Here is a 16,203-nt window from a genome sequence, read left to right as displayed (position 1 = left end):
CCCGGCTACCCCCGGGTCTCCGGGAAGCCCTGGCGGAGCCGGGTCTTGAGCACCTTGCCGGAGGCGTTGCGCGGAAGCTCCTGGACGAACTCGACCTGCCGCGGCACCTTGTAGTTGGCCATCTCCCGCCGCGACCAGGCGATCAGCTCCTCCGCCGCGCCGGGCGGCGGCTCCGTCCCGGGCACCACGAAGGCCTTGCCCACCTCACCGAGCCGGGGGTCGGGGACCCCGACCACGGCCACGTCGGCGACCAGTGGATGCCGGGCCAGCACCCGCTCGATCTCGGCCGGATAGGCGTTGAAGCCGCCAACGGTGTACATGTCCTTGAGCCGGTCGGTGATCCGCAGGTTGCCCTCGTCGTCGAGTACCCCGATGTCGCCGGTGCGCAGCCAGCCGTCGCGGGTGAAGGCAGCCTCGGTCTCCGCCTCGTCCTCGAAGTACTCGCGCATCACCGGATACCCCTGCACCTGCACCTCGCCGGGGGTGCCCGGCTGCTGCGGCTTGCCCTCCTCGTCGGCGATCCGGACGCTGACGCCCGGGACGGCGCGGCCGGAGGTGGCGGCGATCAGCCCGGGGTCGTCGCCACGCCGGCACATGGTGACCAGGCCGCAGGACTCGGTCAGTCCGTACGCGGTGAGGACGGTGGTGAACCCCAGCTCCTCCCGAATCCGGGTGACCAGCTCCAGCGGGACGACGGCGGCCCCGGTCACCGCGAGCCGCAGCGTGCCCAGGTCGTACCCGGCCCGGGCCGGGTGGTCCAGCAGCGACTGGTAGACCGTGGGCGCACCGGGCAGCACGGTGACCCGTTCGGTGGAGATCTTGGCGAGCACCGCCTCGGCCTCGAAGACCGGCTGCGGCAGCACCGTGGCCCCGCGCATCAGTGCGGCCAGGATCCCGGCCTTGTAGCCGAAGGTGTGGGTGAACGGATTGACCACCAGGTAGCGGTCGCCCTCGGCGAGTCCGGCCAGGTCGGCCCAGGTGGAGAAGGCCCGCAGGGTCTGGGCGTGGGTGGTGACCGCGCCCTTGGGACTGCCGGTGGTGCCGGAGGTGAACAGGATGTCGGCCGGGTCCTCGGGACGGATCGCGTCGGCGCGCTGCTGGACGCTGCGCGCGGGGACGTCACGGGCCGCGTCGAGGAAGCCGCGCCAGCTCCGGAACCCTTCGGGCGCGTCGGCCCGGTCGCCCAGCACCACGGCGTTCCGCAGGCCGGGCAACTCCGCGAACGGTCGGCCCGCACCGCCCTGTGCGGCCGCGCCGCCACCGGGCCGCCCGGCCGCCGCCCGCAGCGCGGAGACGTAGCTGACGCCGAGGAAGGCGTCCGTGACGAACAGCAGCTCGGCGCGGGTGCGGCGGAGCAGCTCGACCGCCTCGGCACCCTTGAGCCGGGTCCCCAGCGGGACGAGCACGGCGCCCGCCGTCACCGCGCCCAGCGCGGCCACGACGAAGTCGGGGGTGTTCGGTGCCCAGATCGCGACCCGGTCGCCCGGCCCGACCCCGGCCGCCATCACCGCGGCCGCCGCCCGTTCGACCCGTACGCCCAGGTCACGGTAGCTGAGCCGAGTGCGCGGGCCGACCACCGCCTCGGCCTCGCCGTAGCGCTGGGCGGCGATCCGCACCAGCCCCGGGATCGTGCCCCACTCCAGGTCCCCGCGCACAGATTCCTCCACTGGTCGCTCGGCCGCCCCTTGATGACGCTTCGTCAGATTAGATCCGCTACGGACTTCCGGCCAAGACCCACGCCGCCTATTCTGACGGCACGTCAGATTCGCTGCACTCGGGGGAATCCATGCTCAAGGACCGTACGGCGATCGTCGGCATCGGACAGACCCGCTTCGCCAAGCACCTCGACGAGCCGGAGAAGACCCTTGCCTGCCGGGCCGTGCTGGCCGCCCTGGACGACGCCGGGATCGACCCGTCGGAGGTCGACGCCCTCGCCTCCTACACCATGGAGGAGACCGACGAGGTCGAGCTGGCCAAGTCGATCGGCGCCGGCGACATCACCTTCTTCAGCCGCATCGGCTTCGGCGGCGGCGGCTCCTGTGCCACCGTCGCCCACCTGGCCATGGCCGTCGCCACCGGGCAGGCGAGCGTCGGGGTCGCCTGGCGGTCCCGCAAGCGCGGCTCCGGGGTCCGGCCGTGGACCAGTACCTCGGTGCAGCTGCCCACACCCGCGCAGTGGACCCGCCCGTTCGGGCTGCTGCGGCCCGCCGACGAGATCGCCATGCTGGCCCGCCGCTACATGCACGAGTACGGCGCGACCCGGGACCACCTCTTCAACGTCGCGCTGGCCTGCCGCAACCGCGCCAACCAGAACCCCGCCGCGGTGATGTACGACCGGCCGCTGACCCGTGAGATGTACATGGACGCGCGCTGGATCTCCGAACCGCTCTGCCTCTACGACAACTGCCTGGAGACGGACGGCGCGCTCGCCTGCGTGGTGGTCAGTGCCGAGCGGGCACGTGACTGCCGTCGGAAACCGGTCTACGTCCACTCCGTCGCACAGGGGCTGCCGGCCCAGCACCACGGCATGGTCAACTACTGGAACGACGACCCGCTGACCGGCCCCGCCTGGACCGCAGCCCGCCAGCTGTGGAAGACCGCCGACCTCGGTCCACAGGATGTGGACACCGCGCAGATCTACGACGCCTTCACCCCGCTGATCCCGCTGTCGCTGGAGGGCTACGGCTTCTGCGCACGCGGCGAGGGGGCGGCCTTCACCGAGGGCGGCGCGCTGGAACTGGGCGGGCGACTGCCCATCAACACCGCCGGCGGCGGGCTCTCCGAGGGCTATGTGCACGGGTTCAACCTGATCAACGAAGGCGTCCGGCAGCTCCGCGGCAGCTCCACCGCGCAGGTGCCCGACGCCGCGACCTGCCTGGTCACCGCCGGGGAGGGCGTCCCCACCTCGGCCCTGCTGCTGCGCGCCTGACCGGACGACGGCCCCGACTAGGCCAGCGCCCCGACCGGAGCGCAGCGGCGCCCCCGACGAGAGAGACGAGCCCCGATGACGTCATCCGCCGACACCACCGCGCCCGGCGCCACGCCCCGCACCGGCACCGGCAGCGCGCCGATCAGCGGCAGCGGGCACGGCACCGCCCCCAGCGCGGCGGCGACCGACCCGGCGGGCCCCGCCGTACCCGGCTCCGTGACGGCCGCCGTGCATGCCGCCGGAGGCATGGCGGACGGCCTGCTGCTGCCGTGGCCGGACGTCGACGGCGAGCCGTTCTGGCAGTACGCGCTGCGCGGCGAGCTCCGGGTGCAGGCCTGCGCCGACTGCGGACTTCGGCGCTTCCCGCCCCGTCCGTGCTGCCCGCACTGCCACAGCTTCGACTCCCGGTGGCAGCCGACGTCGGGACGCGGGCGGATCTGGTCCGTCGTCGTCGCCCACCCCCCGCTGCTGCCCGCCTACGCGGAACGCGCCCCCTACCCGGTCGCCGTGGTCGAACTGGACGAGGACCCCCGGATCCGGATGGCCGGCACGCTCACCCCGTCGGTCCGCCGCCCCGATGCCCCGTGGAACGCGGTGGCCCCGGGCCGGCTGCGCATCGGCGCCGCGGTGCAGGTGGTCTTCCAGACCGTCGCCCCCGGTGTCGCCGTCCCGCGCTGGGCACTGTGCGCGAGCCAGGGCAACAGCCAGGGAACCGGCCAGGGAACCGGCCAGACCGGAAACCCTTCCTGAGGCCGGGGCTGAGGCTGGTGCCGAGGTCGGGGCGGTCGGGCACTGAGCCACCCCGGTTACGATGCTCGGCATGACATGGCTGATCACAGGCGGAGCGGGTTTCATCGGGGCACACGTGGTGCGCTCCATGGTCGAGGACGGTCGCGCCGTCGTCGTCCTGGACGATCTGAGCACCGGTGATCCGGGCCGGCTGCCGGCCGGGGTGCCGCTGGTCACCGGGTCGACGCTGGACCGCGAGCTGGTGGCCCGGGTGCTGAAGGAGCACCAGGTCACCGGTGTGCTGCACATCGCCGCCAAGAAGCAGGTGGGCGAATCGGTGGAGCAGCCGCTGCGCTATTACCACGAGAACGTCGAGGGCCTGCGGGTCGTCCTGGACGCCGCCGCCGAGACGGGCGTGCGCCGGTTCCTGCTCTCCTCCTCCGCCGCCGTGTACGGGATGCCGGATGTCGAGACCGTCACCGAGCAGACCCCCTGCGTCCCGATGAGCCCGTACGGCGAGACCAAGCTCGTCGGCGAGTGGCTGGTCAAGGCGACCGGGCGGGCGCACGGCATGGGCACGGTGTCGCTGCGCTACTTCAACGTGGCCGGGGCGGCCACCCCGGAGCTGGGCGACCCGGGGGTCTTCAACCTGGTGCCGATGGTCTTCGAGCGGCTGGACGCCGGGCTGGACCCGCTGATCTTCGGCGCCGACTACGACACCCCGGACGGCACCTGCGTCCGCGACTACATCCACATCTCCGACGTGGCCTCCGCGCACGTCGCCGCCGTCCGGCGGCTGGAGGCGGACCCGGACGGCACCGAACTGGTCCTCAACATCGGCCGGGGCGAGGGTGTGTCGGTCCGCGAGATGCTGGACGCCATCGGCAGCGTCACCGGACTGGACACCACCGGCGAGGTGGTCGCCCGCCGGGCCGGCGACCCGGCGCGCGTGGTGGCCTCCGCCGAGCTGATCGCCAAGGAGCTCGGCTGGACCGCCGAGCACGACCTCGACTCGATGATCCGCTCCGCCTGGGCCGGCTGGCGCCTCCGTCACGGGTGACCGTCCCCGGGTCCCACCGGGGCGCGCGGCACCAGCCGTGCGCCCCGGCGCCCCAGGGCGCCCGCCTCGCTGCGACGGCTCAGTCGCGGTCGGTCGCGGTGCCCCGGACCGCGTCCAGGGCGTAGACGCAGCGGTCCTTGCTGCAGGCGAAGACCCTGCCCTGTGCGGCCACCGGGGAGCCGGTGATCTCGCCGCCGGTGTCCAGCTTCCAGCGCAGCCGCCCGGTGGTCAGGTCCAGGGTGTGCAGGGAGTGGTCCCTGCTGCCCAGGTGGACCAGTCCGTCGGCGGCCGCCGGGGCGCCGGTCAGCTCACCGCGCGCGCTGTAGCGCCAGCGCTCCTCGCCCCGACGGGCGTCGAACGCGTAGAGCGTGTCGGCGCTGCCGACCAGCACCGTGCCCGCCTCGACGACCACCGGGTCCGCGCCCTGGCGGCCACCGGTACGAGCCCGCCAGCGCAGCGAGCCGGTGGCCGCGTCCAGGGCGACGACGGTGCCGAGGTAGTCGGCGACGTAGAGCCCCCCGGCGGCCTGGTCGTCGTCCAGGGTCGGCGGAGTGAACAGCACCACCTGCGCGTCGTGCCGCCAGCGCTCGGCGCCGGTGGCCTCGTCCAGTGCGAGCACCCGGGCGCCCGAGGTGACGTGGAGCAGGCCGTTGCGCAGTACCGGGTGCGAGGGGACGTCCTCCCCCACCTGGTAGGTCCAGCGGGAGTGGCCGGTCGTCAGGTCCGCCGCGTGCAGCCGCCCGCCGCCGTAGTAGTAGACCGAGTCGCCGAGCACGCACGGGCCCGACTGGGGGCTCTCGTAGTCCTGCTGGGCCCCGTCGGCCTGCCACATCGGGCTGCCGTCGATCGCGGACAGCACTCGGACGCCGCCGCCCCGGGTCCCGGCGACCAGTGCGCCGCCGCCCGCGTCGAGGGAGAACGCCCAGCCGTCGACGACCGCGCGCCAGCGCTCGGCACCGTCCACGGCGCCGAGGGTGAACACATTGGGCCCGTCGGCGGCGTGCACCTGGCCGTCCGCCACGGACATCGCCCAGGCCACGTCCCGGGTCTTGAAGCGGCGCCGGCCCGTGGCGATGTCGAAGGCATGCACCTCGAAGCTGGTGACGTAGAGCGCACCGTCGCTGACCTGCGGCGCACCCCAGACGTCGTTGGTCATCCGGAACCGCCAGGGCCGCCAGCGGGGGTCCCCGGCCGCCCCGGCCTGAGCCTGTGCCTGGGACTGCGCCTGGGCCTGCTCCGTGGTCGTGGGGACCCGACGGATCCAGCCGGTGCCGGGCGGGGGCACCGGATCGCCCTCGGCGCCGGTCGAGGTCTCGCCCGCCTTGACGCCGGGTCCGATCGACACCGACCCGCCGACCAGCCGCACCACCGGGGTGGGCGAGGTGGGGCCGGCGACGGCGGCCTCGTCCGGGACCGGCGCCGCATGCCGGCGCCCGCCGCCGGGCTGCACCTTCTTGGTCGGCGGATGCTCCTCCACCAGCGCCGCCTGTGCGGGAACGGCGGCGGGCAGGGGCGAGGGAACGACCACCGAATGCTGCGAACGCGGATCGACGGTCACCGGCCCCGAGACGACCGCCGACACCCCGACCGGGGCCGGCACCGGCGCCTGCTGGGGCTGATGCTGAGGCTGCGGAGCGTGCTCCGGCTGACGCTGCGGCGCCTGCTGCGGCTGATGCTGTGGCGCTTGCTGCGCCTGATGCTGGGGCGCTTGTTGCGCCTGATGCTGGGGCTGCGCCGGCGGATACTGCGGTGCGCCCTGCGGCGGATAGCCGTAGCCGCCCTGACCACCCTGCCCCTGCGCACCCTGCCCCGGCGCACCCTGGCCGCCCTGCGGCGGGTAGCCCGACTGCGGCGGCTGCGGCGGGGCCGGCGGACGGCGGTTGGGGTGGCGGCGGCGGTCGATCAGTTCCAGGGCCGACGGCGGCAGCCAGTCCCGCGAGTCGTCGTCACCGTCCCCGTGCGAGAACAGGTGCGGGGCCAGCTCGGCCTGGATCTGCGCAGGCGTCAGCCGCCGTTCCGGGGCCGGGCGCATACAGGCCTTGACCAGCGGCGCCAGCTCCGGCGCGAGGCCCGACAGGTCGGGCGCCTCACGCAGCAGCATGAACACCGTCTCCACCGGGTTGGACCCGTGGTACGGCGCGTGGCCGGTGGCCGCGAAGACCATCAGCGAGCCGAGCGAGAAGACGTCGCTGGCGCCGGTGACGCCGCGGCTGTCCCTGGCCTGCTCCGGCGACATGTAGGCCGGGGTGCCCACCGCGACGTTCGTCATGGTCAGCCGGGTGTGCGAGACCCCGGCGGCGATGCCAAAGTCGATGACCCGCGGCCCGTCCTCGGTGACCAGTACGTTCGACGGCTTGAGGTCGCGGTGCACCAGCCCGGCCGCGTGGATCGACTGCAGCGCCTCGGCCGTACCGGCGATGAGCCAGCGGACCGCGTCCACCGGCATCGGGCCGCACTCACCGACCAGGTCCTCCAGCGAGGGAGCCGGGATGTAGGCCGTGGCCAGCCACGGCACCGGCGCGTCCGCGTCCGCCTCCACCACAGCGGCCGTGTAGAAGCCGCTGACCGTCCGCGCCGCCGCGATCTCGCGGGCGAAGCGGACCCGGAACAACTGGTCCTCCGCCAGTTCCGCACGCACGGTCTTGATCGCGACCCGGCGCCCCGCCGAGGACCGGGCCAGGTAGACCAGGCCCATCCCGCCCGCGCCAAGGCGGCCGAGCACCTCGAAGGGTCCGATCCGCCTCGGATCGTGCGCCGTCAGCTGGTCCACGTACCTCACACCTCCCCGTATGTGACGTCACAGGTCTGCGCCTGGCTCGCCGCGCCTGGTCGTCCGGGTCTGATTCTCCAACGCGAACCCGTGCCAGGGCCAACCAACCCCGCAGAAACGTCGCCGACCGGCCAAGCACACCCGTTCGGGCACTGTGTTTTGGACACTCCGGGGGCACGTCCGGCAACTGATCCAGAAATCGCCGTCCGCGCGTTAGATTGACGATCGGAGACGTGTCCGGAATACGTGGAGGCGCACGGGAGGCGCGACATGGCTGACGCCGCAGGACAGCTCGTCCCGGTCCTGGAGGATCTGCTCGGTACGGAGCTGCCGATACGGCTGCGCACCTGGGACGGCGCGGAGGCCGGGCCCTCCGGCGCGCCGTTGCTGGTGCTGCGCAACCGCCGCGCACTGCGGCACCTGCTCTGGCGGCCCGACGAACTGGGCCTGGCCAGGGCCTATGTCGCCGGTGACCTGGAGCTGGCCCCGGAGACCGACCTCTACCAGGTGCTGGGCGCACTGGACCGGCTGATCTCGCAGAGCCACACGGTGTCGCTGCGGCCGCACCCCCGGGACCTGTTCGGTCCGCAGGGGCGCCGGCTGCTGCGGACGGCGGTGGGCGTGGGCGCGCTCGGCCCCAGGCCGCCGCTGCCGCCCGAGGAGGCGACCCGGGAGAAGCTGACCGGCGCCCGGCACTCGCTGCTGCGGGACCGCAAGGCCATCAGCCACCACTACGACGTGGGCAACGAGTTCTACTCACTGGTGCTGGGCCCCTCGATGGTCTACTCGTGCGCCTACTGGCCGGCCGGCACCACCGGTCTCGAAGCCGCCCAGGAGGCCAAGCTCGACCTGATCTGCCGCAAACTCGGCCTGCGCGAGGGCATGCGGCTGCTGGACGTGGGCTGCGGCTGGGGCTCCCTGCTGCTGCACGCCGCCGAGCACTACGGCGTGCGCGGCACCGGGATCACCCTCTCCGCCGAGCAGAAGCGCGGCGCCGAGGAGCGGATCGCCGAGGCGGGCCTGTCGGACCGGGTGACGATCCGGCTGCAGGACTACCGCGAGGTCGCTGACGGCCCGTACGACGCGATCTCCAGCGTGGGGATGGCCGAACACGTCGGCTCCGAGCAGTTCCGCCGCTACGGCACCCAGCTGTACGGGCTGCTGGCCCCGGGCGGGCGGCTGCTGAACCACCAGATCGCGCGCCGGCCGAACCTGCCCGGCGAGGACTACCGGATGAGCCCCTTCATCGCCGCCTACGTGTTCCCGGACGGGGACCTGTCGCCGGTCGGCAACACCGTCAGCCTGCTGGAGGAGGCCGGTTTCGAGATCCGGGACGTGGAATCGCTGCGCGAGCACTACGCCCTGACGCTGCGGGCCTGGGTGGACAACCTGGAGGCCGAGTGGGACCAGGCGGTGAAACTGACCACCCTGGGCCGGGCCCGGGTCTGGCGGCTCTACATGGCGGCGTCGGCGATGGCCTTCGAGGAGAACCGGATCGGAGTGAACCAGATCCTGGCGGTGCGCACGGGGTCTGACGGTGCCAGCGGGCTGCCGCGCAGCCGGGAGGAGTGGCTGGCCAAGGACGTCTGAGCGGGCCCGGGCGGGGCCCGGGGGACTGTCACCGAACGGCCGGGGAGCAGCCGTGACCGCGACGGAGGCCGTGCGGCTACTGGTCCGTCAGTCTGACGGACCATTGGTCGTGCTCGCCGAATAGCGCGGAGATCTTGCCAAGGTAAACTGACGGCATGACAGGACAAGTTCGCACCGTCGACGGGCGTGTCGCCGGGCGACGCGGGCAGGCGACGCGGCAGAAGCTGCTCGAATGCCTTAGCGAGATGCTCAGCACATCGCCCTACCGGGACGTCAAGGTCATCGACGTCGCCCGGATGGCGGGTACCTCCCCCGCAACGTTCTACCAGTACTTCCCCGACGTCGAGGGCGCTGTCCTCGAAATCGCGGACGGAATGGCCCGGGATGGCGCCGCCCTGAAGGACCTGGTCGCCGAGAAGTCGTGGGCCGGCAAGACCGGCTACCAGACGGCTGAGGAGCTGGTGGACGGCTTCCTCAACTTCTGGCGCGACAACGAGGCAATCCTCCGTGTGGTGACGTTGGGCTCGGCGGAAGGGGACAAGCGGTTCTTCAAGATCCGCATGAAGATCCTCAACGCCGTGACCAACTCGCTCACGGACTCCCTGAAAGCACTCCAGGACACCGGCAAGGCCGACAAGTCCGTCAGTGCGCCGGCTGTCGCCGGCTCCCTGGTGGCCATGCTGGCCGCCGTCGCCGAGCACCAGAAGGGGTTCGACTCCTGGGGCGTCAAGGCCAAGGAGCTCAAGCCCAGCCTGGCGCTTCTGGTCTACCTCGGCATGACCGGTAAGAAGCCGCCGAAGTAGCAGACCGCTACTGAGCGCGGCCGCAGCACCAGTCCTGGGTCGCGAGCCCCGGCCTCCTGTCCGGCCGGACCGAACCGAGCCGTTAGGCACGCCTCGGGGGAGGTACATCGGTTCGAAGCTCGCGTCCATGTCCACCAAGGGCGGTCCCCACCCGGGGACCGCCCTTTCACGTGCGCCGTGCCCGTGCCGTGCGACCGTGCGGCCCGGTGTCGGCAACCGCGGCTTCGGCTACCGCGGCTTCGGCTCCAGCGGCTTCGGCTCCAGCCGGAAGATCCGCAGCTCCCGGTCCACCCGCGCCTGGTAGGTCGCGTACGGGGGCCACATCCGCAGCAGCGCGGCCCACGCCTCCGCCCGCTCCTCGCCCTCCAGCAGCCTGGCGGTGACCTGGACCGTGCGTCCCCGGTGCTCGACCACCGCCTCCGGACGGCCGAGCAGGTTGCCGGTCCAGGCCGGGTGGTCGGTGCGGCCGAAGTTGCTGCCGATCACCAGGAAGCCGCCGCCGCTCTCCGGCAGGCAGGCCAGCGGCGCGACCCTGGGCTCACCGCTGCGACGGCCGGTCGTGGTCAGGAACATCGACGGCAGCATGTACTGGCTGATCATCACCTTGCCGCCGGTCACCCGGTGCACCGCCTTGTCCAGGCGCGGCAGCAGATGCGGGGCGATCCGCGCGAACGTGGGCGAGGAGGAGACCTTCTGGATCAGCGCCTCCTGGCGCGACCTCGGCGGTCGGGGCACACCCGTGGTCATCTCAGGCCTCCAGGCGGTCGGCGGGGCGGTGCGGCTCCGGGGCGAACAGGGCGGCGTGCCCTGCGGCGCGGTCGCGCAGCAGGTGCGGGGGGCCGAACAGCAGTTCGTCGGCGGCGGCCCGGCGGAAGTACAGATGCGCGTCATGCTCCCAGGTGATCGCGATCCCGCCGTGCAGCTGGATCGCCTCGGCGGCGGCGGCGCGCAGCGCGTCCAGGGCGTGAGCCAGGGCCAGCGGGGCCGCGACACCCTCGTCCTCGGCCCGCTCCCGCAGTGCCCAGGCCGCGTAGTAGACCGCCGAACGCGCGGTCTCCACGGCGACGTAGACGTCCGACAGCCGGTGCTTCACCGCCTGGAAGGAGCCCACCGCCCGTCCGAACTGCTTCCTGACCTGGACGTACTCGACCGTCCTGGCCAGGCACTGGTGCGCGGCGCCGACCGCTTCGGCGGCCACCGCGAGGGCGGCCAGCAGCCCGGTGCGGGCCAGCGCGGGACCGGCGTCGCGCGCCGGGTCGCCCAGCGGGACGGCGGGGACGTCGCGCAGCTCGACGCCGCCGAGTGCGCGGGTCTCGTCCAGCGCGGCGTGGCGGGCCCGGGTCAGCCCGGGGGCGTCGGAGTCCACCAGGAACAGCACGGTCCGGCTGCGCGGGAAGCCGCCGGTGTGCGCGGCCACGACCAGCAGGTCGGCGCGCGCGCCGTCGAGCACCCGGGGCGCCTCCCCGTAGAGCAGCCAGCCGTCGCCCTCCGGGGCCGGACGGGCCTGGACTCCGCCGGCCCGGCCGCCGCCGGCCGGGGTTCCGTCCGGGAGGGCGTCCTGGCCGGTGGCCGGCAGCAGGTCCAGGCTGAGCGCCAGCGGGCCGGGGGTGGCCAGCGCCGCCGTCCGCGCCCCGCTCGCCAGGCCCGGCAGCAGCCCGGCGCGCTGCTCCGCGGTGCCCAGCTCCCGGATCGCGGACGCGGCCAGCACCGAGGACGCCAGCAGCGGCGAGGGCAGCAGTACCCGGCCGGTCTCCTCGCAGGCCAGTGCCAGCTCCACCGGGCCGAGCCCGGCCCCGCCGTACTCCTCCGGCAGCGCCAGGCCGGGCAGCCCGAGCTGGTCGGCCAGCCGGCCCCACAGCTCGCGGTCGTAGCCCTGCGGAGCGGCCGCCGCCGCGCGCAGCTCCTCGGAGCCGCAGCGCTTGGCCAGGAGCTCGCGCAGGGTGCGGCGGACGGCTTCCTGTTCGGGGGTGAGTGCGGGATCCATGCCGCCTCCAGCCTTCTCGTGGTCGTGTGGCAGCTTCTTCGCTCCTGACGGATCGTCATACTAGGAGGGTCCGGATCTGCGGCACAGGGGCACGGCCGAAGGAATCTGATGTACCGTCAGATTTGCTCGCCGGGCGCCCCCGGTGGGACACGCCGGGAACACCCCAGGGAGTTGGTCAGCCGTGCCCGCACCGTCACTGCACTCCCCGGTACCGCACCGGCCCCGGCGGCGGGTCGCCGTCGTCGGCGTCGCCCACTCCGACTGCGGCCGGGTGGACGGCATGACCCCGTTCCAGTTGCACGCCCAGGCCGCGCGCCGGGCGCTGGCCGACTCCGGGCTGCCGCGCTCGGTCATCGACGGCGTGGCCTCCAGCGGGCTCGGGCTGCTCGCCCCGGTCGAGGTCTCCGAGTACCTGGGGCTGCGTCCCACCTGGACCGACTCCACCTCCGTCGGCGGCTCCAGCTGGGAGGTCATGGCCGCGCACGCCGCCGACGCGATAGCCGCCGGACACGCCGAGGCGGTGCTGCTGGTCTACGGCTCCACCGCCCGCGCCGACCTCAAGGCCCGCCGCCGTACCGCCGGCATCGCGCTGGGCGCGCGCGGCCCGCAGCAGTTCGAGGCCCCGTACGGGCACACCCTGATCGCCAAGTACGCCATGGCCGCGCGCCGCCACATGCACGAGTACGGCACCACACTGGAGCAGCTCGCCGGAGTGGCCGTGCAGGCCCGCGCCAACGCCGCCGCCAACCCGGAGGCCATGTACCGGGCCCCGATCACCGTCGACGACGTGCTGTCGGGACCGGAGATCGCCTCCCCCTTCACCAAGCTGCACTGCTGCATCCGCTCGGACGGCGGCTGCGCGGTGCTGCTCGCGGCCGAGGAGTACGTCCAGGACGCCCGGACCGACCCGGTGTGGGTGCTGGGCAGCGGCGAAGCCCTCAGCCACAGCCTGATGCCGGAGTGGGAGGACTTCACCGTCTCCCCCGCCGCGGTCTCCGGCCGTCTGGCCTACCAGCGCGCGGGGGTCCGCCCGCCCGACATCGACCTGGCCGGGCTGTACGACGCCTTCACCTACATGCCGCTGGTGGCCCTGGAGGATCTGGGCTTCTGCGCCAAGGGCGAGGGCGGGGCCTTCGTGGAGGCCAAGCACGGCCGCCTGCTGCGGGACGGCGAACTGCCCACCAACACCGACGGCGGCGGGCTCTCCGCCTGCCATCCGGGCATGCGCGGGCTCTTCCTCATCGTCGAGGCGGTCCGCCAGCTGCGCGGGGACTACGCGGCCGACGCGCCCGAACGCCAGGTCCGCCGCGGCCCGGCGGCCCGCCTCCCCGAGGTCGCCCTGGTCAGCGGCACCGGCGGCTGGTTCTGCTCCTCCGGCACCCTGATCCTGGGCCGCACCTGACCCCACCCGAACGGATGAAGCCCGCCGGGAGCGCCTTCGTACTGGCTCCGAGCGGCCCCGGCTTCAGGCGGCCCCGGTCAGGGGCAGCGGACGACCTGGCCGGCGTAGGCGAGGCCGCCGCCGAAGCCGAGCAGCAGGACCGGGGCGCCGGAGCGCAGCTCGCCCCGTTCGACCAGCTTGGACAGCGCCAGCGGGATGGAGGCGGCGGAGGTGTTGCCCGAGTCGACCACGTCGCGGGCGACGACCGCGTCCGGGGCGCCGATCTTCGCGGCGATGGCGTCGATGATCCGCAGGTTGGCCTGGTGCGGGACGAAGCCCTCCAGCTCGGCCGGGGAGATCCCGGCCTTCTCGCAGGCCTGCAACGCCAGCGGGGCGATCTGGGTGGTGGCCCAGCGGAACACCGCCTGGCCCTGCTGGCTGATCGTCGGGTCCCAGCCGTCGATCCGGACCGCGTCGCTCTTGGACGGGTCGGAACCCCAGACCACCGGGCCGACGCCCTCGGTCTCGGAGGCTTCCAGCACCGCCGCGCCGGCGCCGTCACCGAAGATCACGCAGGTGGTGCGGTCGGTCCAGTCGAGGGTGTCGGACATCTTCTCCGCGCCGATCACCAGGGCGCGGGTCGCCGCCCCGGCCCGGATCGCGTGGTCGGCGGTGGCCAGCGCGTAGGAGAAGCCGGAACAGACGGTGTTGATGTCGTAGGCGGCCGGGGACGCGATCCCGAGCCGGGCGGCGACCTGCGCGGCGGTGTTGGGGCTGCGGTCGATCGCGGTACAGGTGGCGACCACCACCAGATCCACCGTGGCGGCGTCGAACCCGCTGGTGGCCAGCGCCTTCTCGGCGGCGCGGGTGGCCAGGTCAGCGACCGTCTCGCCCTCGGCGATGTGCCGGGTCCGGATGCCGACGCGGCTGCGGATCCACGCGTCGTCGGTGTCAACCATGGCGGCGAGGTCGTCGTTGGTGAGGACCTTCGGCGGCTGGTAGTGGCCGAGCGCGACGATACGGGAACCAGTCATGGCTCCACTCAAGCCGGTTACCGGCGAGTCGCCGGGCGTTGCCTGGGACAGTATCCGGGCGGCGATGCTGTAGGGGCCGGACAACTCAGCCCCCGGGACGTATGGACACAGGGGGTCCGAGGTTCGGCCAAAGTGGGTCAGAAACGCGATCGCGGCTGGTCAGGACTTCAGTGACGCCGCGTCGCCCATCACGATCACCGGGTGCTTGGACGGGTCCAGATCCCGCAGCAGCTCGGCCATGTCGGCCTTGGAGAGGCTGACGCAGCCGTGCGTCGGACCGCCGTGGTCGACGTGCACCCAGATCCCGCCACCCTTGCTCGCGCCCATCGGCCGGTCCGGGGACAGCGGCGAGGTGCCGGGGACGTGGTTGTAGTTGATCGCCACCACGTAGTCGAAGGCGTCCGCCAGCGACTCGCCCTCGAATCCGGTCCCCAGCGCCTGGAACGCCGAGGAGTGCAGATAGGGCAGCTTGGTGCCCGGGTTGGCGTCCAGGCCGCCCGCGTCGGTGAGCGAGAAGACGCCGATCGGGCTGTGCAGGTCGCCCTCCTGGTGGTCGGTGGTCCAGCCGTCCTTGGCGTTGTGCGAGGCCCAGGCGGTGCCCGGGAGCCAGGAACCGTCGGCGGTACGGGTGTAGAGGACGGCGGTGCCGGTGTTGGCGTCCTTCGCGGTGCCGGTGACCAGCAGCACCTGGTCGGTATTGGCCGGGATCTGCTTGAGGAAGGACGGGCCGACGCCGGGCAGCTGGGCCAGCGCGGTGGCCGGGGTCTCCCGCGTGGTGGAGCGCGAGGTGTCCGCCGGGGCGCTGCGGGTGGCGTCCGGGGCCGGGGCCGCACCCGCCTGGGCGGTGCTGGACTTCGCCGCCTCCGGGTGGACCAGGCCGGCGACCGCGATCACCGCCACCGCGGCGACCGAGCCGACACCGAGGAAACCGGTGCGCAGCCGGCGCTTCTTCTTGGACTGCTGCCGCGCCGCGACCCGGGCCTGCGCTCGGGACGGCCCGGAGGACCCGCGGCCCATCGGCCGTGACCCGCGCGGAGCGGCGGCCGGCGCCAGGGCGGTGGCGGCGGTGGACCCGAGGGCGACGGGGGCCGCCGCCGGCTCGAACGACTGCTCGGACTCGGGCTCGAAGGACGCGGACTCGAACGACGTCGGCCCGGACGGCCCGGACGGCCCGGACGGCCCGGGCTCGAACGTGTCCCGTTCGAGCGACCGGGGTTCGAACGGCCGCGACCCGGATGGTTCCGCCTCGAACGGCGATGGTTCGAACGGCGGCGACCCGAACGACTGCTGATCGTACGAATGCTGCTCGAACGCGCCCGGCTGGTACGGCTGGGATCCGAACGGCTCCGCTTCGGCAGGCGCCGGGTAGCCGTACTGCGCCGGAGACTCCTGCGAGGGGTACTGCTCGTAGTGCGGGTACTGCTGCTCGGTCGGAAAGTGCTGGTAGCCGTGCGGCTCCTGGAACCCCTGCCCGGCGAACTCCTGCCCGGCAAACCGCTGCTCCGGGAACCCCTGCTCTGCGAACCTCTGACCCGCGAACTCCTGCCCCGCGAACCCCTGCTCTGCGAACCCCTGCGGCTCCTGGTACTGCCCGTACGGGTCGTACTGTCCGTAGGGCTCGTACTCCCGGTCGAGTGACTGCTGGTACGGCTGGCCGTACGCGTACCCGTCGCCGGAGCCGGTCCCGTACCCGCCGTCACCGGGGGCGTAGCCCCCGTAGCCGTCCGAGCCGGAGGCGGCTCCGTCGGGGTGGGCGGATCGGACGTGACTCGACATGTGGGTGGTTCCTCGCAGGGGTGGAAGCGCGACTGGCAGGGCCCGCGGCGGCGGGCTGAGCTTATGGGTTCCGGCTCTCCTCGTGGGTGTTCCGGCCGCACCGTCCACTCGGCTGCGCAGCCTGCTCCTGCGTCACGGTACCCCTAT

General features: G+C 73.4%; 12 protein-coding genes. 6 read left to right on the top strand and 6 right to left on the bottom strand.

Annotation, left to right across the window (positions count from 1 at the left end; genetic code table 11):
* Positions 1-5: 5 nt before the first annotated feature.
* A complete protein-coding gene (locus ABH925_RS13460) occupies positions 6-1,655 on the bottom strand; it encodes a FadD3 family acyl-CoA ligase (RefSeq protein ID WP_370147692.1) in 1,650 nt (549 codons plus the stop codon).
* Positions 1,656-1,786: 131 nt separating this feature from the next.
* Here ABH925_RS13460 and ABH925_RS13455 point away from each other — a divergent pair, with 131 nt between their 5' ends.
* The 3 genes from ABH925_RS13455 to galE all read left to right on the top strand — a co-directional run bounded on the left by ABH925_RS13455 (position 1,787) and on the right by galE (position 4,718).
* Entirely contained in the window at positions 1,787-2,929 is a 1,143-nt protein-coding gene (locus ABH925_RS13455; protein WP_370147690.1) for a lipid-transfer protein, read from the top strand.
* A gap of 75 nt (positions 2,930-3,004) precedes the next feature.
* Positions 3,005-3,679 carry a Zn-ribbon domain-containing OB-fold protein gene (locus tag ABH925_RS13450; protein ID WP_370147688.1) on the top strand — a complete coding sequence of 225 codons (675 nt, stop codon included), beginning with the start codon at positions 3,005-3,007 and terminating at the stop codon, positions 3,677-3,679.
* A 70-nt stretch (positions 3,680-3,749) separates the two neighbouring features.
* On the top strand, positions 3,750-4,718 hold the full coding sequence (galE, locus tag ABH925_RS13445) for a UDP-glucose 4-epimerase GalE (protein ID WP_370147686.1): 969 nt from the start codon (positions 3,750-3,752) through the stop codon (positions 4,716-4,718).
* Positions 4,719-4,797: 79 nt separating this feature from the next.
* Here galE and ABH925_RS13440 read toward each other — a convergent pair whose 3' ends face one another.
* Positions 4,798-7,488 carry a serine/threonine-protein kinase gene (locus ABH925_RS13440; protein ID WP_370147685.1) on the bottom strand — a complete coding sequence of 897 codons (2,691 nt, stop codon included), beginning with the start codon at positions 7,486-7,488 and terminating at the stop codon, positions 4,798-4,800.
* A 270-nt stretch (positions 7,489-7,758) separates the two neighbouring features.
* Here ABH925_RS13440 and ABH925_RS13435 point away from each other — a divergent pair, with 270 nt between their 5' ends.
* Positions 7,759-9,078 (top strand): class I SAM-dependent methyltransferase, encoded by a 1,320-nt coding sequence (locus tag ABH925_RS13435; RefSeq protein WP_370147684.1) that lies wholly within the window; start codon positions 7,759-7,761, stop codon positions 9,076-9,078.
* 155 nt (positions 9,079-9,233) lie between these two features.
* The gene (locus ABH925_RS13430; RefSeq protein WP_370147683.1) at positions 9,234-9,881 is read left to right on the top strand and encodes a TetR/AcrR family transcriptional regulator; all 648 of its coding nucleotides are present in this window, start codon (positions 9,234-9,236) and stop codon (positions 9,879-9,881) included.
* Between the two features lie 228 nt (positions 9,882-10,109).
* Here ABH925_RS13430 and ABH925_RS13425 read toward each other — a convergent pair whose 3' ends face one another.
* Positions 10,110-10,628, bottom strand: a complete 519-nt coding sequence (locus tag ABH925_RS13425) for a nitroreductase family deazaflavin-dependent oxidoreductase (RefSeq protein ID WP_370147682.1) — start codon at positions 10,626-10,628, stop codon at positions 10,110-10,112.
* A gap of 1 nt (position 10,629) precedes the next feature.
* On the bottom strand, positions 10,630-11,865 hold the full coding sequence (locus tag ABH925_RS13420) for an acyl-CoA dehydrogenase family protein (RefSeq protein WP_370147681.1): 1,236 nt from the start codon (positions 11,863-11,865) through the stop codon (positions 10,630-10,632).
* A gap of 181 nt (positions 11,866-12,046) precedes the next feature.
* Between ABH925_RS13420 and ABH925_RS13415 the strand changes: the two genes are divergently transcribed.
* Positions 12,047-13,267 carry an acetyl-CoA acetyltransferase gene (locus tag ABH925_RS13415; protein WP_370147680.1) on the top strand — a complete coding sequence of 407 codons (1,221 nt, stop codon included), beginning with the start codon at positions 12,047-12,049 and terminating at the stop codon, positions 13,265-13,267.
* A gap of 77 nt (positions 13,268-13,344) precedes the next feature.
* On the opposite strand, the gene ABH925_RS13410 is transcribed toward ABH925_RS13415, so the two are convergent.
* Complete coding sequence (locus ABH925_RS13410; protein ID WP_370147679.1) at positions 13,345-14,280, bottom strand: beta-ketoacyl-ACP synthase III; 936 nt, start codon at positions 14,278-14,280, stop codon at positions 13,345-13,347.
* 159 nt (positions 14,281-14,439) lie between these two features.
* A complete protein-coding gene (locus ABH925_RS13405; RefSeq protein ID WP_370147678.1) occupies positions 14,440-16,056 on the bottom strand; it encodes a L,D-transpeptidase family protein in 1,617 nt (538 codons plus the stop codon).
* Positions 16,057-16,203: the final 147 nt, after the last annotated feature.

Origin of the sequence: Streptacidiphilus sp. EB129, from assembly GCF_041262645.1 — a bacterium.
Classification (GTDB): Bacteria; Actinomycetota; Actinomycetes; order Streptomycetales; family Streptomycetaceae; genus Streptacidiphilus.
The sequence above is the reverse complement of the archived record's forward strand: the minus strand, read 5'-3'. Positions and strand labels throughout refer to the sequence as shown.